Source organism: Streptomyces sp. SID13666 (assembly GCF_010548325.1).
Classification (GTDB): Bacteria; Actinomycetota; Actinomycetes; order Streptomycetales; family Streptomycetaceae; genus Actinacidiphila; species Actinacidiphila fildesensis.
Genome location: NZ_JAAGLX010000017.1, coordinates 68,738 through 87,081, shown reverse-complemented (window position 1 = coordinate 87,081; position 18,344 = coordinate 68,738). Strand labels below are relative to the sequence as shown.

Below are 18,344 nucleotides of genomic sequence, written 5' to 3'. Positions count from 1 at the left end.
GTAGCGGGGAAGGGGGACTGCAGCCATGGCGGTTGTCGACACACGGGTGGCCGAGACGCGCACCAGGCGGCCCGAGGTGCCCGCGGTGTCCCCCCGGGCCGTGCTGTCCCGTGCCCTGGCCGTGCCGCTGGTGCTCGGCCTGGTCGTCTTCCTGCCCGCCACCGTGGCCCTCCAGCCGGGCGCGGGCGTGCACGACGAGGCGTACTGGCTGCAGATCGCGCTGACCTGCTACGCCGGGGCCCGGCTGTCGTCGATGATCCTCACCACCCGCCGCCGGCGGCTCATCCAGGGGTCGTTCTGGCTGTTCGTCTACGCGGCGATGGGCGTCGCCTCGCTCGCCCAGCTCGTCCTGGGCCGCGTCCCGACGCCGCTGGTCGGCCCGCGCAGCGATCTGTCGGCGGCCCTCGCACTGACCCTCGTCGGATGTGTGGCCTTCGACGTCGGCGTCCTGCTGGCCCGGCACCGCCCGGTGCGCACCGGCCGCAAGGAGCGCCCGGCGGCCTCCGTGAGCCCGCGCCGGCTGTATCTGCTGGTGCTGCTGGCGTTCGTGGCCAGCAGCTACTACGTCATGAAACTCGGCGGGCCCGCGGTGCTGTTCAGCAGCCGCCAGGAGATCAGCGACACCCTCGCGGAGACCGGGGTGGCCACCGCCGGTTCGCACGCGGGCTCCGCGACGCTGCGCGGCTTCGGGACGGTGCCGGCGCTGCTGGCGCTGCTCTTCCTCACCCGCTGGCTGGTGACCTCGCGCATCGCGCGCCGGCGGCCGCTGCCGATCCTGCTGTGGATCGCCACCGCCGGGCTGAACATCGTCGTCAACAACCCGATATCCAACGCCCGGTTCTGGTTCCTGACCGTGCTGTTCTCCTTCCTGTTCACGGCGTTCCCGCGCAGCCCCGTGATGTACCGCTCCGCGCTGGCCCTGGGCGTCGTGGCGGCGCTGCTGGTGTTCCCCTTCATGGACCGGTTCCGCTACGACGCGGCCGACTACAAGCCCATGGAGACCAATTCGGTCCTCGAACCGCTGGCGCGCAAGGACTACGACCAGACGGTGATGTTCGCCAACGCGATCACCGAGGTGCACTCCGGCGCGGGCCACACCTACGGCCGCCAGCTCGCCGCCGCGGTCTTCTTCTACGTGCCCCGCTCCGCCTGGCCCGACAAGGCACTGGACACCGGCATCATGCTCGGCGAGTGGATGGGCAACAAGAACACCAACCTCTCCTCACCGCTGTGGTCCGAACTGTGGCTGGATTTCGGACCGCTCGGGATGACCGGCGGCTTCCTGGGGGTCGGCTACCTGGCGGCGCGCGGCGACCGGCGGTACGCGCTGCGCACCGCGGACGGCGGACGGCCGGGCGACATGACGGCCATCATCGTGCCGCTGATCGCCGGCTACTCCTTCATCCTGCTGCGCGGTTCACTTCTCCAGGCCTCCGGCCGGATCGGGATCGCCGTGCTGTGCCTGGCCATGGTCGCTTCCTTCCGCACCGACCCGCGCAAGCTCCTGCGCTGACGCCGCCGAGGCGCTGACCGAGCCGATCCGCAGCCAGGTGGCGACCGCCTTGGCGACGGAGCCGAGACCCAGGCCCCAGGCCGCGCCGAGGACCCCGCCCAGCGCGTAGCCGGTGAGCATGAACGCCACCGCCGCCAGGGAGAAGACCACCTGGATCGGCAGTGTGGTGCGCGGGCGCAGCACCCGCAGCGTCAGCAGTCCGCAGGTGCCGACCGCCATCGCGGTGTACTGGCTGCCGCTGGCCGGCAGCAGATGGGCGGCGTTGGGCCAGGTGTCGCCGAGGAGTTGTCTGCCGATCCGGTCCGGCAGCAGGTACAGCACGGTCGCCCAGCTCGCGGCGACGGTGGCCAGTACGGCGGCGAGCACCGCGGTGGCGCGGACCTGGCCGCGTACGCTCTCCGTCCGGTTCAGCAGCGGCGGGCCGAAGGCCGTCGAGGCGTTGAACAGGACGTTCAGCGGTCCGAAGAGGGTGGTCGCGCCGCGCAGCGCGCCGACCGCCAGCGGGGTGGCGAACAGCCCGAGGCCGAGGATCGCCAACTGGCTGGATCCGTTGCCGACGCCGAACTCCACGACGAAGCGCTGCCCGAGGTGGCCGCGGCGCACATACGTCCGCAGGTCCGCGGGCAGGCCGCGGAGCAGCGGGGCGAGCAGGGCGATGGCGGTGAGCAGCGCGGGCAGCGCCGACAGGCCCCAGACGGCCACCAGCCGGGCGGGGCCGGCTCCGTGCGGCTGCACCGCCAGCGCGGGCAGCGCGACGGCGAGCCGTACGAGGTCGGCGGCCAGCGCGTAGTGCGGCAGCCGCAGCGCCGAGAAGCAGTAGCGGATCCCGTCCTGGGTCAGGGCGATGGGCAGGATGAGCCCGAGCACGGCGAGCGCGGCGGCGGTGTCGCCGGGCACGAAGGCCAGCACGGCCGCGGCCGTGAACCCGATGACGGTGGACGCGACGACGGTGAAGACCGCCGCGGAGCGGCAGGCGGCCCGGATCACCCGGTCCTCGCCGCGGACCAGCACCAGCGCCTGGCCGACGTAGCTGACGCCGACGCCGAGCAGGATGGTGAAGACCATGTAGACCATGGAGAAGACGGCGAACCCGGCGGCGCTGGACAGCCGCGCGGCGACCACCAGCACCAGGATGTTGGTGAGCGCCGACACTCCCTGGTCCGCGACGGAGCACGCTATGGAGGCTTTCGCCCCCGGGACTCTCATGACACCGGCGACCGTTCGGGTTCCGGGAGGACGGCTTCCAGCAGGTCCGTCGCCGTGGCCGCGGGTGCGCTGCCGGCGTCCTCCGCGGGAGCCATGGGGAGGGGGGCCGTACGGTCCTCGTTGCGGCGCCACGGCAGGGTGAATCCGGTGCTGCCCGACGAGTGCAGCACCGCGCCGAGCACGGTGCCGCCGGCGCCGCTGATGAGTTCGCGGACCCGCTCCAGGTCGGCCCGGTGCACCTCGCGCGGGTCGCAGACCACCAGGACGCCGTCCACCCGGTCGACGAGTGCGAGGGCGTCGGCGTAGGCGAGCACGGCGGGCGCGTGGACGATGACCGCGGACTTCGGGGCGTCGGCCTCGGAGATGAGCCTTGTGGCCGGTACCGAGGTCAGCGCGCGGGCGACGTTGCGGACCCGGCGGCCCGGCACCAGGTCGAAGGAGCCGGACTCACCGGCGTCGATGGAGATCTGGTGCCCGGCCGGCCAGCCGCCGTCGCCCACCGAGGGCGTACGGGCCCAGGCCGGGCGGGAGCCGTCGCCGGAGCGCAGCCGGTCGGCCAGCGTCGGGGTGCGCAGGTCGGCCTCGATGAGCAGGACCTCCATGCCGGTCTCGGCGAAGGAGGCGGCCAGGTTGACCGAGACGGCGGTGGCGGTCTCGCTGGAGCCGCGCGGCGCGACCACCAGCAGCCGCCGGCGGTCGGCGAACCGCTGGTCGTACGCGAGCCGGAAGGCCACCGAGCGGTACGCCTCGGCGAGCCGGCTCTCGGTGTTGTCGAGGGCGAGCAGCGGAGCCGGTTCACGGCTGTCGCGGACCCGCGGCAGCGTCCCGAGGACGGGGGCCCGCAGCGCGCGCACCACATCGCTGTCGGAGCGGGCCGCCGGGTCGAAGACCAGCCGCACCCAGGCGGCGAGCAGGCCGATGGCGATACCGACGCCCAGGCCCAGGCCGAGGGAGATCGGCAGGCCGAGCCCGGCGGGCGAGGTCGGCGGGACGGCCGTGCGGATCACGTTGCCCGAGGTGGTGTCGAGGGCCTTCAGTTCGCTGATCTTGCCGTTGAGCTCGGAGATCCGGCCCAGCAGGTTGGTCTGCGCGTTGGTGTTGGTGGCGACGCTCGACGGGTCCTTCTGCTTCTCGATCGACTTGCGCAGCGCCTCGGACTGCTTCACCAGCGGGTCCAGCTGGGTCTTGTAGCCGTTGACCATGATCGTGATGCTCGACGCGGTCTGCTGCTGCCGGTTGTCCAGGTAGGCCTGGGTGAGGGCGTTGGCCCGGGCCGCCGCCTCCTGAGGGCTGTGGCCGGTGTACGCGAAGTCCAGTGCCGTGGTCTGCGGGGGGTTGGTCACCTGCAGGTTGGCGAGCAGTTCGGTGGCCGCTTCCGGCTGTCCCAGCGCCTTGGCCGCGCGCTCCGCGACGACGCCGCTGGCGGCGGTCTGCCGCTCCGAGCCCATGTTCAGGATCTTGTCGGGGGTGGCACCAGTGGCGAACGGGTTCACGGAGGCGGCCCGGACGGTGATCTCGCTCGTCGCGACGTACTTGTCCGCTCCCGACAGCGCCAGCGCGGCGCCGCCGAGCAGCCCGATCAGCACTCCGGCCACGATCAGTGCCCGGTAGCGGATCAGCTGGCGGAACTGGTCGCGCAACAGGTCCGGTTCGTCATGTTGCTCGATCACGTGCGTGAAACCCCCTCAGGCGCGCGCTCCCCATGCGCTCGCTCATTATGCGCGTTCGTCACCGGATCAGGTGTCCGAATGTGCGGGCTCCGCGGCCTGCGCGGATTCCGCGAATGGTACTGGTGGCGCCGACGGGGCCCGCGGGGCGGTGTCCAGGGCCTCGGCCACGAGGGCGTCGATCCGGTCCAGGCCCGCGGTGCGGCTGAGGTGCGCGTCGGCGTAGCGCGGTCCGTTGGACCCCAGCTCGTCGGCCGACTCCGGGTCCTCGGCGAGTGTCAGCACCGCTTTCAGCAGCGCGTGCGGGTCCTCGGGCGCCACCAGGACGCCCGCGCCGGAGCGCAGCACCTCCTCCGCCGTGCCGCCCTCGGCGGCCACCGAGGCGACGACCGGCCGGCCGGTGGCGAAGTACGAGGTGAGCTTGGAGGGGATGCTCATGTCGAGGACGGACGCGCGCTGGGTGACGGCGAGGACGTCGGCCGCGGCGAGGACGTCGGGGAAGTCCGCGTCGTCGACCGGTTGCATGAACTCCAGGTTCGGCATTCCGCCGGCCAGTGCGCGCAGCTGCTCGCGCTGGTTGCCGTCCCCCATGAGGACGACGCGGACGGCCGGGTCCAGCCGGGCGGTCTCGACCAGCACCTCCAGGCCCTGCTTGAGTCCCATGTTGCCGGAGTGCAGGACGACGGTCTGGCCCTCCCGCCAGCCCAGCCGGGCGCGCATCTCGGCGCGGGGCCGCGAGGGGCGCGCCACATGCGACCAGTTGGGGACCACGCGTATCCGCTCACGCGGTACGCCGAGCGCGGCGACCTTGTCGGTGAAGCTCTCGTGGATGACGCCGACCAGCGTCGCGCGCTTGAGCACGTACGCCTCGACGGCGCTGGCGGCGGCGGCCGCCCGGTCCCCGCCGCTGATGCCGCTCTGCGTGGCGGCGGCACCCATCAGGTCCTGCACGATGGGGACATAGGGGACACCGTGCCGCCGGGCGGTGCGCGCCGCGAGGACGCCGCCGGCCAGGCTGGGCAGCTGCGCGACGACCACGTCGGGCCGGACGCGCGGCGGCGCGAGCAGTCCGTGCACGAGCACCGACGCTTCGAACAGGGCGCGGCGCACCGCGGTCTGGCGCGGTGGCACGGTGTGCCGGCGACGGTACACCCGCACCCCGCCGCGCTCCTCCTCGGTCCGCCAGACACCCCGGTAGGCGGGGTCGGTCTCCCAGGCGGGGTAGTGCGGCATACCGGCGAGCACCGCCACGTCGGCCCCGCCCGCGGCCCAGTGTTCGGCGATCTGCGTGGCGTACGGCCCGATACCGGTGTGTTCCGGCGCGTAATTGGTTGAAACCAAGAACAGCCGTTTGTGGCGAAAGCTGTCAAGAGCCGACACGGCGCGCCCCGTTCCCCCCAGAAGTGACCAAGCGTCCACCCTAACTGTTCACCGGTGCTACATGTTGACGATTCCAGCCGGTCTTCGTTTCGCAAATCGTCGCTTAGTATCTGGGACGTCCGGCTATCGTCGGAGACTCACCATCGCCTTGGGCATTACCGGGCGGGGCAGTACGGCTGGGGGGTCGTTTCGTGGCACACCGTGTCGGCTACGCGCCAGGGGTCTACGACCTCTTCCACGTGGGGCATCTCAACATCCTTCGGCATGCCCGCAGCCAGTGCGACTATCTCGTCGCGGGCGTCGTCTCCGACGAAATGGCCGAATTGGCCAAGGGGCGCCGGCCCATGGTTCCGCTGATCGAGCGGCTGGAGATCGTCCGCAGCGTGCGCTTCGTGGACGCGGCCTTCGTCGAGACCGTCCCCGACAAGGTGGAGACCTGGCAGCAGGTGCGCTTCGACGTCATCTTCAAGGGCGACGACTGGCGCGGCACCGAGAAGGGCGCCCGCCTGGAGCGGGACTTCGCGGCGGTCGGCGTCGAGGTCGTGTACTTCCCGTACACCGTGCACACGTCCAGCACCCAGCTGCGCCGGGCGCTGGACGTACTCACCGAGCCCGTCACCCCGGAAGGCGCCGAGCGCCACGGTTGAGCGGCCCGGTTGAACGGCCCGACTCCCCGGAGCCGGGGATCGGACGGCGGGGGATCGGACGGCGGGGGATCAGGCGGCCGGGGATCAGGCGGCCGGGGCGCCCACGGCCTTCAGTTCGCGGAACCACTTCGCCAGGAACGCGCCCAGGAACAGCACGTACACCCCGCCCAGGAACGCGTAGGCGTACAGGAACGCCCGTCCGCCGCCCAGCGCCAGGAAGACCACGCAGAAGACCCCGTAGTCGACGGGCAGCAGGCCCACGGCCCTGATCCGCGACGGGGCGGCCGGCACGGATCCGGGCGCGGATTTCGGCTTGAGCTTTTCGGTCAGCAGCCCGCCGACGTAGATCATCACGGCGGCGAACTGGAAGCCGAGCGGCAGCAGCAGCCAGCCCTCGCCCGGCAGATCGAAGAAGCGGTAGAACGAGATCAGCACCGCGGCGTGCACGCCGGTGATCTTCCCGCAGTCCACCACATGGTCCAGCCACTCCCCCGCCGGACTGCCGCGGCGCAGCAGCCGTGCCAGCTGGCCGTCGGCCGAGTCGAAGGCGAAGCCGATCACCAGCGCGAGGTAGACAGCGACCGACAGCGTCCAGGACGGGCGCACCAGCGCGACCGCCGCGATGGCGCCGTAAGTGAAGGCCATGCTGACCAGCGTCACCTGATTGGGTGTGAGTCCGACCCGGTAGGCAGCCGCGGCGAGCACCCGGCCCGCCGGCCGGTTGATGTAGCGCGAGTACAGCGACACGCCCTTCGCCGACTTCTGCGCGGTGCGCAGTTCTCGCAGCGCGGTGCCGAAACCGGCCTCCCGAACTGCCGTTGTTCCCGCCACGTAGCCCCCCACGTCGTCCTGTCTGCGGCATACCCCTGGCACACCAATGGCCGCTCGCGTACCGCGGGTCCACATCATGTCAGCCGACTCCGCCACGCGCCGCGCCGCCCCAATAACATCAAAAGATCGGGCATTGCGCCCTAAAGTGGTCCTCAATGTCCATGACCCGCCGTACCGTGCTGCAGGTCGCCGCCGCCGGAGCCCTGCTCACCGGCTGTGCGGACGGCCGGCCCTCCGCCGCCGGGGCCTCCCCGGACCCCGCGGCCAGCCAGGCGCCCCCCGAGCACCCGCCCGCCGCACCCTCCTCCGCTCACCCCGCACTGCCACCGCTGCCGCCCGGCCTGCCCGCGCAGATCGAGCACGGGCCCAGAAACCGCCCCCAGGTCGCGCTCACCTTCCACGGCCGGGGCGAACCGGCCATCGCCACCGCCCTGCTGACCGAGGCGGAGCGGGCCGGGGCGCGGCTGACGGTGCTGGCCGTCGGCGAGTGGCTGGACCAGTACCCGCAACTCGCCCGCCGGATCCTCGACGGCGGTCATGAGCTGGGCAACCACACCCAGACCCACGGCAACATCTGCGCGATGGGCGCGGCGGCCGCGACCGCCGAGATCACCGGCTGCGCGGACCGGCTGCGCAAGCTCACCGGTTCGCCCGGCCGCTGGTTCCGGCCGTCCCAGGCCCGGCTGGCCACCCCGCTCGTCGAACGCCTCGCCCGGCAGGCGGGATACGAGCACGTCCTCGCGTACGACGTGGACTCCCTCGACTTCACCGAACCCGGAACCGGGGCCGTCCGGGCCAAGGTGGCCAAGGACGTCGGCCCCGGATCCGTGGTGAGCCTGCACTTCGGGTACGCCGGCACGATCGCCGCACTGCCCGGGATCCTCGACGACCTGAAACGGCGCGGGCTGCGCGCCGTGACCACGACGGAGCTACTGACCTGATGCGTCCTGTGAACCGTGTGCGCCCCGCCGTCCTGCTGGCCGCCACCATCGCCCTCGTGACCGCCACCGCCGGCTGCGGGAAGGACGGCACCGAACAGCACGCGCCCTCCCCGGCGGCCACCAAGGCCGCCGTCAGGTCGGCCCCGGCCAAGATCCTGCCCCAGGGGCTGCCGGGTATGCCGCCGGTGCTCGACCCGAAGGACGTCTACGCGGCGGACCGCCCCAACGCGCTCTCCCCGGTGGTGAAGAACTTCCCGTCCCGGGTGTACGTGCCGAACACCAACTCCAACACGGTGTCGGTGATCGACCCGGCGACGTACAAGGTCATCGAGACGATCCCGGTCGGTGAGCAGCCGCAGCACGTCGTCCCGTCCTGGGACCTCAAGACGCTCTGGGTCAACAACGACGTCGGCAACTCGCTGACCCCGATCGACCCGGCGACCGGCCGGGCCGGCTCCACGGTCCAGGTGCACGACCCCTACAACCTGTACTTCACCCCGAACGGCAAGTACGCGGTGGTGATGGCCTCCCTCGACCGCGAGCTGGTCTTCCGCGACGCGCACAGCATGAAGGTCAAGAAGACCGTCCCGGTGTCCTGCTACGGCGTCAACCACGCGGACTTCTCGCCCGACGGCCGGTACTTCATCGTCTCCTGCGAGTTCTCCGCGGAGCTGCTCAAGGTCGACACCGAGAAGATGGAGATCGTCGGCCAGCAGCGGCTGCCGTTCGACGGCGCGATGCCGCAGGACGTGAAGATGTCCCCCGACGGCAAGACCTGGTACATCGCCGACATGATGGCCGACGGCATGTGGGTGCTGAACGGCGACACGTTCTCCAAGCCGTATCTGATGCCCACCGGCAAGGGCTGCCACGGCCTCTACGTCAGCCGTGACTCCAAGTCGATGTACATCTCCAACCGCGGCGAGGGGTCGGTGTCGGTGCTGGACTTCGCCACCAACAAGCTCGTCCACAAGTGGGAGATCCCGGGCGGCGGCAGCCCCGACATGGGCGGGGTGTCCGCGGACGGCAAGGTGCTGTGGCTGTCGGGGCGCTACAACGCCGAGGTCTACGCGATCGCCACCAGCGACGGCCACACGATCGCCAAGATCCCGGTCGGCTCGGGCCCGCACGGCCTGGCCGTCTACCCGCAGCCCGGCCGCTACTCGCTGGGCCACACCGGGATCTTCCGCTAGGACCCCGGGGTCCCCGAGGCCTTCAGGACGCTCCGGGCCAGGCAGGTGGCGGCCGCGGCCCGGGGCGCGCTGCCCTCCCGCCAGGTACGGCTGGGATGCACCGAATTGGTGAGCAGCACCAGGAACGTGTCGGTGGCGGGATCGATCACCAGGCTCGTACCGGTGAAACCGCTGTGCCCGACGGCGCCGTGGCCGGCCAGCTCGCCCATCAGGCCCGGCTGGTCGGTCTCGAAGCCGGGGTAGGGCCCGCCGGCGTCGAGCAGCGACCGGCAGAACAGGGCGAGGTCCCACGCGGTGGAGAAGAGCCCGGCGTGCCCGCTGACCCCGCCCGCCGCGTAGGCGTTCTCGTCATGGACGACACCGTGCACCATGCCGCGGTCGAGCTTGCCCCAGGGCCGCCGCTGGTCCTCGGTCGCGGCGATCCGGGGCAGCAGGGCGGCGGGCGGGTTGTAGCCGGTGTCCTTCATGCCGAGCGGCCCGGTGATCCCGTCCCTGACCAGGACGTCCAGCGGCGTTCCTGTGGCCCGTTCCAGTACCTGCTGGAGGGCGATCAGATTGAGGTCGGAGTAGATCCGGACGGTGCCGGGCGGGTGCAGCGGCCGCTCGTCCCACAGCAGCCGCCGCCGGGCCGCCGGGGTGGGCAGGTCGTAGAACGGCAGCTCGGGGCGGAAGCCGGAGGTGTGGTCGAGCAGCTGCCGTACGGTGATGTCCGCCGTGCCCGCGGCGGCGAACTCCGGCACGTACGAGGACACCGGCCGGTCGAGGTCCAGGAGCCGCGCCGCGACGACGGCTGTGCAGAGCTTGCTGACGGACGCCAGGTCGAAGACCGTGTCGGGCCGCATCGGCACCCACCGCTCCGGCGGCAGCTCCACACCGCGGTCGGCGGCCGCGTCGTAGCCCGCGTACCGCACCGCCCAGCCGACCGCCTCGTGCAGCGCGACGACCTGGCCGCGCCCGGCGAGCACGACCGCGCCCGCGCACCAGGGGTGGAGTGGCGACGGCTCCAGGGCCGTCCTCAGCCCGGGGACGAGCCGCCGCAGTTCCCCGGCGTCGAGGCCGGCCTCAGGGCAGGTACCTCTCGACAGCGGCGGCGCCATGCTCCTCCAGCTCCTTGCGGGCCCTCTCGATCCGGGCGGGAGTGGGTTCGCGGCCGGAGAGCATCACCAGGTCCTCCGGATCCACCGCGTTCTCGGACCCGGTGTGCAGCACGCTGTCGGCGGTCTTGAACGCCCAGCGGTTCCCGTCGATCGGCTCGGACATTCCTGCCTCCAGATGACTACGGTGCATCCACCCTACGACGCCACGGGCGGCACAGCCCGGCGAAGCATCCGACGGCGATCAGCGCGCAGGCCAGCTGGACCACCGCCATCGGGACCGCCGTGTGCTCCCCCGCGATCCCGACCAGGGGCGAGACGACCGCGCCGATGAGGAACGAGGTCGTGCCGAGCAGGGCGGACGCTGAGCCGGCCGCGTGCTTGGTGCGCATCAGCGCCAGCGCGTTCGTGTTCGGCAGCGCCAGGCCCATGGCCGACATCAGGACGAACAGGCCCGCCGCCATCGGGACCAGTCCCACCCGGCCGAACATCCCGGAGGCCATGACCAGTAGCGCCACGGCGGCCAGCGTGATGACCGCGAGGCCCACGCCGAGCGCCTTGTCGAGGCTGAACCGGCCGATCAGCACCTTGCCGTTGAGCTGACCGACCGCGACCAGACCGACCGAGTTCAGGCCGAAGAGCAGGCTGAAGGTCTGCGGGGAGGCGCCGTAGATGTCCTGCACGACGAAGGCCGAGGCGGAGATGTACGCGAAGAGCGCGGCGAAGGCGAAGCCGCCCGCGAGCATGTAGCCGGTGAAGACCCGGTCAGCGAGCAGCCCGCGCATCGCGGAGAGCGTCTGGCCGAGGCCGCCGCTGTGCCGGTCCGCCGGGGCCAGGGTCTCGTCCAGCTGCCGCCAGACCAGCAGGGTGAGCAGCACCCCGATCACCGTCAGAACGCCGAAGACGCCGCGCCAGTCGGTGAGCCGCAGCACCTGGCCGCCGATGACGGGCGCGATGACCGGGGCGACCCCGGAGACCAGCATGAGGGTGGAGAAGAACCGGGCCATCTCGACGCCGTCGTACAGATCACGGACGACGGCCCGGGCGATCACGATGCCCGCGGCGCCCGCCAGCCCCTGGAACAGCCGGAAGGCGATCAGCAGCTCGGCGCTGGGCGCGAAGGCGCAGACGGCGGTGGCGATGACGTAGACCACCATGCCGGCGAGGAGCGGCCGGCGGCGCCCCCACTTGTCGCTCATCGGCCCGACGACCAGCTGCCCGAGCGCCATGCCGGCCAGGCAGGCGGTGAGGGTGAGCTGGATGGTCGCGGCGGGGCTGTGCAGCGCGTCGGTGACCTTCGGCAGGGCCGGCAGGTACATGTCCATCGAGAGCGGTGCCAGCGCGGTCAGCCCGCCCAGCACCAGCGTGACGAGCCACCCGGTACGGCGCTGCGCGGTGAGCCGTTGCGCGTCGGATACGCGCGCGTCGGCGCTCGGACCGGCTTCCTGCATGGGGCACCCCCGATAATCGTTGAATCCTTGCCTATCCTTTCAGGCATACACACGTGGTCGAGACCTGATGGGGCGGACGCATGGTGCACAGCGGGCACGACGAGCATGGCGCAGACGGCGGACACGGCATAGAAGGCGTTTCCGGCTCGTCCGGACCCGCGGGTGGCGCTGTGGGCGGCGCGGAAGGCGCGGGCCGGCCGATCCGGTGGGGGATCCTGGCGACCGGCGGCATCGCCGCCACCTTCACCGAGGCCCTGCTGACCCTGCCGGACGCCGAGGTCGCCGCGGTCGGCTCCCGCAGCATCGGCTCCGCCAAGACCTTCGCCGACCGCTACGGCATCGACCGCGCCTACGGCAGCTGGGCCGAGCTCGCCCAGGACGACAGCCTCGACGTCGTCTACGTCGCGACCCCGCACTCCGCGCACCGCGCCGCCGCCGGGCTGTGCCTGGAGGCCGGCCGCGCCGTGCTGTGCGAGAAGGCGTTCACGGTCAACGTCCGCGAGGCCGCGGAGCTGACCGCCCTCGCCGCCGACCACGGCAGCTTCCTCATGGAGGCCATGTGGATGTACTGCAACCCGCTGATCCTGCGCATGGCCGAGCTCGTACGGGACGGCGCCATCGGCGAGATCACCACCGTCCACGCCGACTTCGGGATCGCCGGCCCGTTCGCCGCCGACCACCGGCTCCGGGACCCCGCCCAGGCCGGCGGCGCGCTCCTCGACCTCGGCGTCTACCCCGTCTCCTTCGCGCACCTGCTGCTCGGCGAGCCCGACACCGTCCGGGCCACCGCCCACCTCACGCCCGAGGGCGTCGACGACAACACCGGCATCGTCCTGGGCTGGGACAGCGGCGCGGTCGCCCTCCTCAGCTGCTCCATCACCTCCGGCACTCCCGTCACCGCCTCGGTGACCGGCTCCACGGGACGCATCGAGATCCCGCACGGCTACTTCCACCCCGACCGCTTCACCCTCCACCGCGACGGCCACGAGCCCCGGGAGTACCTGCTCTCCGAGGTCACCGACGTCCCGGAGCGCGACAGCCTGCGGCACGAGGCCGCCGAGGTCATGCGGTGCCTGCGGGCCGGCGAGACCCAGTCGCCGCTCGTGCCGCTGGCGGGGACGCTCGCCGTCATGCGCACCCTGGACGCGGTCCGCGAGCGGATCGGGGTGCGGTACCCGGGCGAGTGACGGGTCGGTGAGGGTCGTCGGGATCCTCCGGAGGACCCGGTGCGCGGCGCCCGGAGAATGAGGATCGGGTCCATGGCTGAGTTGCTGACGCACGACGGGACCTGGACGTTCGACGACAAGGTCATCCGTATCGTCCCGGGCCGTGACCGGGGGCCGAGCCGCCGGTGCCGTCGCCCGAGGACGCCGTCCCGGCGCAGGTCTCCGACCGCGCCGAGGACCCGGACGCGCTGCTGCGGCGGCTGCGCGAACTGGGCGACCTCAAGCGCGACGGGATACTGACGGACGAGGAGTTCACCGCCGCCGAGTCCGCCCTGCTGCGCCGGTTCGGCTGACCGTCGCCTTCTGCGCCCTGTGGGCCGGCTACTGCGCTCCGTGGGCCGGGGCGATGGCCGCGATGCGGGCGGCCAGACCGAAGTCCTTCGCCGTCAGCCGGCTGCCGGCCGAATGCGTGGTGATCGACACGCCGAGCGTGTCGTACCCGAGGGTGAGATCCGAGTGGTGGTCCAGCTCCGCCTGCACCTGAGCGATGTGCACCGCGAGGATCGCGGCGGCCAGGTGCGCCAGCCGGTACGTACGGACGAGAGCGGTACCGTCCGCGGAGAGTTCCCAGCCCGGGAGTTCCGCGAGACGGTCGGCGATCTCCTTGTCGGACAGCGGGTCGACGATCGGCATAGGGCCTCCTGCGGGACGGTGGTCACCTTCGGGGCTGCGGTCACCTTCGGGGCTGCGCTGATCTCCATCCTCGCACCGCATACCCTGCGATGCCATGAGTGAGATCCAGAAGGTGGCAGTGGTGACGGGCGCCGGATCCGGCGTGGGGCGCGCGGTGGCACTGGCGCTGACCGGGGCCGGCTGGTCGGTGGCGCTCGCGGGCCGCCGTCAGGAAGCGCTGGAGGAGACGGCCCGGCTGGCGGCGGCTCGGCCGGACGGGGACGCGGGGGCAGCCGGGGACACCGGGGCGCCGCCGGGCGGCCGCACCCTCGTCGTGCCCGCGGACGTGACCCGGCCCGAGGACGTCGGCCGGCTCTTCGCGTCGGTGCGGAGCGGCTTCGGGCCGCTCGGCCTGCTGTTCAACAACGCCGGGATGTTCGGGCCGCCGGTGCCGCTGGAGGACCTCACGTACGAGCAGTGGCGCTCGGTCGTCGACGTCAACCTCACCGGCGCGTTCCTGTGCGCGCAGGGGGCGTTCCGGGCGATGAAGGAGCAGGACCCGCAGGGCGGCCGGATCATCAACAACGGCTCGATCTCGGCGCATGTGCCGCGCCCGAACAGCGTCGCGTACACGTCCACCAAGCACGCGATGACCGGTCTGACGAAGTCGCTGTCCCTGGACGGCCGCGCGTACCGGATCGCCTGCGGCCAGATCGACATCGGCAACGCGGCGACCGAGATGACCGCCCGGATGACGACCGGGGTCCAGCAGGCCAACGGCACGACGGCGGTGGAACCGGTGATGGACGTGGCCGACGTCGCGCGCACGGTGCTGCACATGGCCGGGCTGCCGCTGGAGGCGAACGTGCAGTTCGCGACGGTGATGGCGACGGCGATGCCGTACATCGGGCGCGGCTGACCGGCCCGACTCCGCCGCACGGCGGTTTGTTGACTATTCGTCAGCAAAGCAGTTCCGCTCTCAAGATCCTCGCGCTACGGTCCCGCTCCCGACCAGGAAGGGACCCCCGTATGCGGACCGGAGCACGCGCCGCCACCGCGCTCGCCCTCGCACTCGTCCTCGCAGGACCGCTCGTCCCCGCCGCCCAAGCGGCGGGGACGAGCCCTCCGGCAGCCCGAAAATCCCAGGCACCATCACCGGCCACGGCGCACAGCCGGGTGCTCACCGTCCCCGGCACCGTCAACGCCCGGGACACCGGCGGCTACCGCACCTACGACGGCGCCACCACCCGGTGGAACACCCTCTACCGGACCGAGAGCCTGGCCAAGCTCCCGCCGGCCGGCGTCACCGCGCTCGCCGGGCTCGGACTGCGCGCCGTCATCGACCTGCGCAGCCCCTCGGAGGTCCAGGCCGACGGCGCCGACCGGCTGCCGGCCGGACCGGTACCGGTCGCGCTGCCCGTCGACGACACCGGCCTCTACCTGTTCATCGCGCAGGTCGTCGGCAGTGCCGACCCGGCCGCCCAGGAAGCGGCCCTCGGCGGCGACCGGGCGGCGCAGCGGATGCGGACCGCCTACCGCGGCTTCGTCACGTCCGCGGCGAACCGCGCCGCCCTCGGCGCCGCGATCCGCCGGATCGCGGACTCCACGGGCCCGGTGGTGGTCCACTGCACCGCGGGCAAGGACCGTACGGGCGTACTGATCGACACGGTCCTGCGGGCCGTCGGCGTACCGCAGTCCACGACCACCGCCGACTACCTGCTCTCCAACGACCTGCGCGCCGCCGCCGACCGGGCCGTGCGCGACCAGGTCAAGCAGCTGGGCCTGATGCGGAACCCGGACCTCCTCATCCCGCTCCAGGAGGTCAGGACGGAGTACCTCGCGGCCTTCCGGGACCAGGCGGAGCACGACTACGGATCCTTCGGCCGCTTCCTGACCGACGGGCTCGGCCTGGACCCGTCGACGCTCGTACGGCTGCGCCTGCGGCTGGTCGCCTGACCCGCGAAGGCCCCCGCGAACCGCGGACGAAGTCCTTGTACGGGCGCGGGAACATCGCGGCGGTGGTCGTCGTTGGTGCAGGTCATGACGTCGATTCACGGCACCGAGGTGCTTCGCTACACCGCTTTCTCCGACGACCCGGACGGGGGCAACCCGGCCGGTGTCGTCCTGGACGCCGCCGGCCTCGGCGAGACGGAGATGCTCGCCGTCGCCGCCGAGGTCGGCTACTCGGAGACGGCCTTCATCACCGCCTCGCAGGGGCGCTCCCTCACCGTCCGCTACTTCAGCCCGAAGGCCGAAGTGCCGTTCTGCGGCCATGCCACGGTCGCCACGGCGGTCGCCCTCGGCGAGCGGATCGGTGTCGGTGACCTGCTGTTCTCAACAGCCGCCGGTGAGGTTCCGGTCACGGTCGCCGCAGACGCCTCCGGCGCGCTGCGCGCCACGCTCACCAGTGTCGAGCCGAAGGTCGAGGAGATCCCGGACGCGGCCGTCACCGAGGCGCTCGAAGCCCTCGGCTGGCCGGCCGCCGACCTCGATCCCGCCTTCGCACCCCGGATCGCCTACGCCGGCGCCCGCCACCTCGTGCTCGCCGCCGCGACCCGTGAGCGGCTGGCCGCGCTCGACTACGACTTCGAGCGGCTGGCCGCCTTCATGCTCAGCCTCGACCTGACCACCGTCCAACTGGTGTGGCGTGCCTCGGACTCCGTCTTCCACGTCCGGGACCCGTTCCCGGTCGGCGGCGTCGTCGAGGACCCGGCCACGGGCGCGGCCGCCCTGGCACTGGGCGCGTACCTCCGCGACCGGAAGCTGGTCACCGCGCCCGCCGTCCTCACCCTCCACCAGGGCGACGACCTCGGCCGCCCGGGCGTCCTCACCGTCGAACTGCGGGCGGACGACCCCCGCATCCGCGTCAGCGGAACGGGGGCCGTCATCCCGGCCTGATGTCTCGTCAGGCCTTGTTCTCCCAGGGCCACTTGGCGTCATGCCCGGCTTCCAGCAGCGGAACCGTGCGGAACGCCGCGTCGGTGAGCCCGCCGAACGTGTGACGGTTCGCGCTGCCGGACGGCGCGTGGCCGGCGCGGTAGCCCGCGAGGTTCCAGGTGTACATCGGCACCGTGGCCGGGATCGCCGCGGTGACCTCCTGGGTGTCCGTACCGGCCTGCTCGTCGGTGACGATCACCACCCGGTCGTGCCCCTTGAACTCCTGGCGCAGCGCGGCGGCGGTGTCCGTGCCGCCGCCCAGGAACCAGCCGCCGTCCTTCCACCGGCCTACGGCCTTGAGCAGCGACTCGCCCCGCGGCTGCGGGAACGCCTTCGTGCGCGCTCCCGGCTTGTCGCTGACGTAGTAGCGGGCGCTGGAGAACGACACGACATCGCCGCCGGCACACCGTTGGCCCAGCGCGATCCCGAAGAGCGCGGCCGCGTCCCAGCGCATCAGCGTGCCGTCCCGGGAGAAACCGGCCTCCATGGACGAGCTGGTGTCCACCATGACCAGCGTCCGGCCGCCCAGCACCGGGATGTTGGCCAGCGACGCGGTGAGCGCCTTCTCCAGCGCGTAGCCCCAGCGCAGCGACGGCGCCGCGTTGTACGCCGAGTAGAACCGCATCGGCAGCTGACGCGACCGCGCCACCTGCTCCGGGTCGGCGAGCCGCTTCGCGACCCCCTCGGCGACCTCGTCACTCACCCCGGCCTCGTCGAAGTTACGGAGATTGCGCAGCAGCGCCATGTACCCCATGGACGGGATCACGGCCTCCCACGCGGCGGCGTCCATCGGCCCCTGCAGCCACCCCGCCAGCGCCTCCCACGTCATCCCCGCGTCCGCCAGCCGCGCCGCCCCCTCGGGCCCGGTCACCAGCGCCCGCCGCTCCGCGACCGGCACCGCCATCAGCGCGCGGTGCGCGGTCAGCGTCCGGTTGGACGCCGGCGGCACCGCCGTGTCGGGGTTGTGCCGACGGTCGAGCGCATAGCGGAACAGCTCGCCCTGCCACGCCTTTCCGGCGTCCGGCGCGGCGTGCACCAGATTGAGGATGTCGCCGAACCGGTAACCCTTCGACGCGGTGTCGTACTTCAGCAGCGACTTCCCGCTGTAGAGCCGCTGCACCGAATCCGCGATACCGCGCTTGACCGGCTTGGGCACATTACGGCCGTACCGAGCGGTCCAGTACGCGAGCAGCTCACCGGGCTCGTCAGGACGCCGCAGCACGGAATCGACGACAGCCCGGTTGGAAACACCCGGAACGGCCGTCTCGCCCTTCCCGTCCTCGAGCCGTGCCTTGACGAATTCCGCGGCCCCGACAATCGCCGCCGTCCGCATGTTGCCGTCCCCCCGCAGCCACCCGAGCAGCCCGGCCGTCCACAGCGGGTCCTCGACAGCGAGCTGCCGGACCAGAGCGCTGAAACGGTCGTCGCGCTGCCCGCCCGTCTCGTAGAAGGACTCCTGCGCAACGAAGTTCGCGACCGCGAGCAGGAACAGCTCGCTCTTGGCATCACGCAGATATCCGGCTCCACCCTGATGCGTGACACTCCGCTCCCCCGAGCTGGTCACGGGCGAGACAACGGACGGCTTGGCCGTACGGGTATTGAAACGGGACATGAAGAAACCCCTCACAAAGGAGGGGAGGCGCCAC

The 18,344-nt window shown here is 72.1% G+C and carries 17 protein-coding genes and 1 pseudogene; 9 read left to right on the top strand and 9 right to left on the bottom strand.

Going from position 1 to position 18,344, the window contains the following annotated elements; all coding sequences use genetic code 11:
• Positions 1 to 25: 25 nt before the first annotated feature.
• A complete protein-coding gene (locus G3I60_RS22360; RefSeq protein WP_239070110.1) occupies positions 26 to 1,513 on the top strand; it encodes an O-antigen polymerase in 1,488 nt (495 codons plus the stop codon).
• Here G3I60_RS22360 and G3I60_RS22355 read toward each other — a convergent pair.
• The 3 genes from G3I60_RS22355 to G3I60_RS22345 all read right to left on the bottom strand — a co-directional run bounded on the left by G3I60_RS22355 (position 1,418) and on the right by G3I60_RS22345 (position 5,727).
• Complete coding sequence (locus tag G3I60_RS22355; protein WP_138353805.1) at positions 1,418 to 2,719, bottom strand: hypothetical protein; 1,302 nt, start codon at positions 2,717 to 2,719, stop codon at positions 1,418 to 1,420. The two genes, G3I60_RS22360 and G3I60_RS22355, sit on opposite strands and share 96 nt — an antisense overlap.
• Positions 2,716 to 4,389 carry a polysaccharide biosynthesis tyrosine autokinase gene (locus tag G3I60_RS46480; RefSeq protein WP_187144846.1) on the bottom strand — a complete coding sequence of 558 codons (1,674 nt, stop codon included), beginning with the start codon at positions 4,387 to 4,389 and terminating at the stop codon, positions 2,716 to 2,718. Before G3I60_RS46480 ends, G3I60_RS22355 begins: the two co-directional genes overlap by 4 nt.
• 66 nt (positions 4,390 to 4,455) lie before the next feature.
• Positions 4,456 to 5,727, bottom strand: coding sequence for a glycosyltransferase family 4 protein (locus G3I60_RS22345; RefSeq protein ID WP_164294706.1), 1,272 nt, complete (start codon positions 5,725 to 5,727; stop codon positions 4,456 to 4,458).
• Positions 5,728 to 5,957: 230 nt separating this feature from the next.
• On the opposite strand from G3I60_RS22345, the gene G3I60_RS22340 reads away from it, so the two are divergent.
• Complete coding sequence (locus G3I60_RS22340; RefSeq protein ID WP_138353807.1) at positions 5,958 to 6,413, top strand: adenylyltransferase/cytidyltransferase family protein; 456 nt, start codon at positions 5,958 to 5,960, stop codon at positions 6,411 to 6,413.
• A gap of 84 nt (positions 6,414 to 6,497) precedes the next feature.
• Here the strand turns inward: G3I60_RS22340 and G3I60_RS22335 are convergent, their stop codons facing one another.
• Positions 6,498 to 7,190 (bottom strand): CDP-alcohol phosphatidyltransferase family protein, encoded by a 693-nt coding sequence (locus G3I60_RS22335; RefSeq protein ID WP_239070119.1) that lies wholly within the window; start codon positions 7,188 to 7,190, stop codon positions 6,498 to 6,500.
• A 209-nt stretch (positions 7,191 to 7,399) separates the two neighbouring features.
• Between G3I60_RS22335 and G3I60_RS22330 the strand changes: the two genes are divergently transcribed.
• Both G3I60_RS22330 and G3I60_RS22325 read left to right on the top strand, forming a co-directional pair.
• A complete protein-coding gene (locus G3I60_RS22330; RefSeq protein ID WP_164294705.1) occupies positions 7,400 to 8,185 on the top strand; it encodes a polysaccharide deacetylase family protein in 786 nt (261 codons plus the stop codon).
• Complete coding sequence (locus G3I60_RS22325; RefSeq protein ID WP_164294704.1) at positions 8,185 to 9,378, top strand: YncE family protein; 1,194 nt, start codon at positions 8,185 to 8,187, stop codon at positions 9,376 to 9,378. Before G3I60_RS22330 ends, G3I60_RS22325 begins: the two co-directional genes overlap by 1 nt.
• Here G3I60_RS22325 and G3I60_RS22320 read toward each other — a convergent pair.
• From G3I60_RS22320 to G3I60_RS22310, 3 genes are read right to left on the bottom strand one after another with little or no spacing between them, the layout of a single operon-like run.
• The gene (locus tag G3I60_RS22320) at positions 9,375 to 10,475 is read right to left on the bottom strand and encodes a serine hydrolase domain-containing protein (RefSeq protein ID WP_164294703.1); all 1,101 of its coding nucleotides are present in this window, start codon (positions 10,473 to 10,475) and stop codon (positions 9,375 to 9,377) included. The two genes, G3I60_RS22325 and G3I60_RS22320, sit on opposite strands and share 4 nt — an antisense overlap.
• Complete coding sequence (locus tag G3I60_RS22315) at positions 10,441 to 10,638, bottom strand: hypothetical protein (RefSeq protein ID WP_138357608.1); 198 nt, start codon at positions 10,636 to 10,638, stop codon at positions 10,441 to 10,443. Before G3I60_RS22315 ends, G3I60_RS22320 begins: the two co-directional genes overlap by 35 nt.
• 16 nt (positions 10,639 to 10,654) lie before the next feature.
• Positions 10,655 to 11,923, bottom strand: coding sequence for a multidrug effflux MFS transporter (locus G3I60_RS22310; protein ID WP_164294702.1), 1,269 nt, complete (start codon positions 11,921 to 11,923; stop codon positions 10,655 to 10,657).
• Between the two features lie 170 nt (positions 11,924 to 12,093).
• Between G3I60_RS22310 and G3I60_RS22305 the strand changes: the two genes are divergently transcribed.
• Complete coding sequence (locus G3I60_RS22305; protein ID WP_343241168.1) at positions 12,094 to 13,110, top strand: Gfo/Idh/MocA family oxidoreductase; 1,017 nt, start codon at positions 12,094 to 12,096, stop codon at positions 13,108 to 13,110.
• Between the two features lie 209 nt (positions 13,111 to 13,319).
• Positions 13,320 to 13,442, top strand: a pseudogene (locus G3I60_RS22300) (Tat pathway signal sequence domain protein); the annotation flags it as partial.
• A 28-nt stretch (positions 13,443 to 13,470) separates the two neighbouring features.
• On the opposite strand, the gene G3I60_RS22295 reads toward G3I60_RS22300, so the two are convergent.
• The gene (locus G3I60_RS22295; protein WP_138357611.1) at positions 13,471 to 13,782 is read right to left on the bottom strand and encodes a 4a-hydroxytetrahydrobiopterin dehydratase; all 312 of its coding nucleotides are present in this window, start codon (positions 13,780 to 13,782) and stop codon (positions 13,471 to 13,473) included.
• 94 nt (positions 13,783 to 13,876) lie between these two features.
• On the opposite strand from G3I60_RS22295, the gene G3I60_RS22290 reads away from it, so the two are divergent.
• From G3I60_RS22290 to G3I60_RS22280, 3 genes are all read left to right on the top strand, one after another.
• Complete coding sequence (locus tag G3I60_RS22290; protein ID WP_164294700.1) at positions 13,877 to 14,680, top strand: SDR family oxidoreductase; 804 nt, start codon at positions 13,877 to 13,879, stop codon at positions 14,678 to 14,680.
• 110 nt (positions 14,681 to 14,790) lie between these two features.
• The gene (locus G3I60_RS22285) at positions 14,791 to 15,717 is read left to right on the top strand and encodes a tyrosine-protein phosphatase (protein WP_164294699.1); all 927 of its coding nucleotides are present in this window, start codon (positions 14,791 to 14,793) and stop codon (positions 15,715 to 15,717) included.
• 84 nt (positions 15,718 to 15,801) lie between these two features.
• A complete protein-coding gene (locus G3I60_RS22280) occupies positions 15,802 to 16,659 on the top strand; it encodes a PhzF family phenazine biosynthesis protein (RefSeq protein WP_164294698.1) in 858 nt (285 codons plus the stop codon).
• A gap of 7 nt (positions 16,660 to 16,666) precedes the next feature.
• Here the strand turns inward: G3I60_RS22280 and G3I60_RS22275 are convergent, their stop codons facing one another.
• The gene (locus G3I60_RS22275; RefSeq protein WP_164294697.1) at positions 16,667 to 18,310 is read right to left on the bottom strand and encodes a TROVE domain-containing protein; all 1,644 of its coding nucleotides are present in this window, start codon (positions 18,308 to 18,310) and stop codon (positions 16,667 to 16,669) included.
• Positions 18,311 to 18,344: the final 34 nt, after the last annotated feature.

Coding starts and splice junctions, on each gene's coding strand:
- G3I60_RS22315 (WP_138357608.1), bottom strand. CDS start 10,638: ATGTCCGAGCCGATCGACGGGAACCGCTGGGCGTTCAAGACCGCCGAC.
- G3I60_RS22330 (WP_164294705.1), top strand. CDS start 7,400: ATGTCCATGACCCGCCGTACCGTGCTGCAGGTCGCCGCCGCCGGAGCC.
- G3I60_RS22320 (WP_164294703.1), bottom strand. CDS start 10,475: ATGGCGCCGCCGCTGTCGAGAGGTACCTGCCCTGAGGCCGGCCTCGAC.
- G3I60_RS22285 (WP_164294699.1), top strand. CDS start 14,791: ATGCGGACCGGAGCACGCGCCGCCACCGCGCTCGCCCTCGCACTCGTC.
- G3I60_RS22280 (WP_164294698.1), top strand. CDS start 15,802: ATGACGTCGATTCACGGCACCGAGGTGCTTCGCTACACCGCTTTCTCC.
- G3I60_RS22310 (WP_164294702.1), bottom strand. CDS start 11,923: ATGCAGGAAGCCGGTCCGAGCGCCGACGCGCGCGTATCCGACGCGCAA.
- G3I60_RS22290 (WP_164294700.1), top strand. CDS start 13,877: ATGAGTGAGATCCAGAAGGTGGCAGTGGTGACGGGCGCCGGATCCGGC.
- G3I60_RS22355 (WP_138353805.1), bottom strand. CDS start 2,719: ATGAGAGTCCCGGGGGCGAAAGCCTCCATAGCGTGCTCCGTCGCGGAC.
- G3I60_RS22360 (WP_239070110.1), top strand. CDS start 26: ATGGCGGTTGTCGACACACGGGTGGCCGAGACGCGCACCAGGCGGCCC.
- G3I60_RS22325 (WP_164294704.1), top strand. CDS start 8,185: ATGCGTCCTGTGAACCGTGTGCGCCCCGCCGTCCTGCTGGCCGCCACC.
- G3I60_RS22275 (WP_164294697.1), bottom strand. CDS start 18,310: ATGTCCCGTTTCAATACCCGTACGGCCAAGCCGTCCGTTGTCTCGCCC.
- G3I60_RS22295 (WP_138357611.1), bottom strand. CDS start 13,782: ATGCCGATCGTCGACCCGCTGTCCGACAAGGAGATCGCCGACCGTCTC.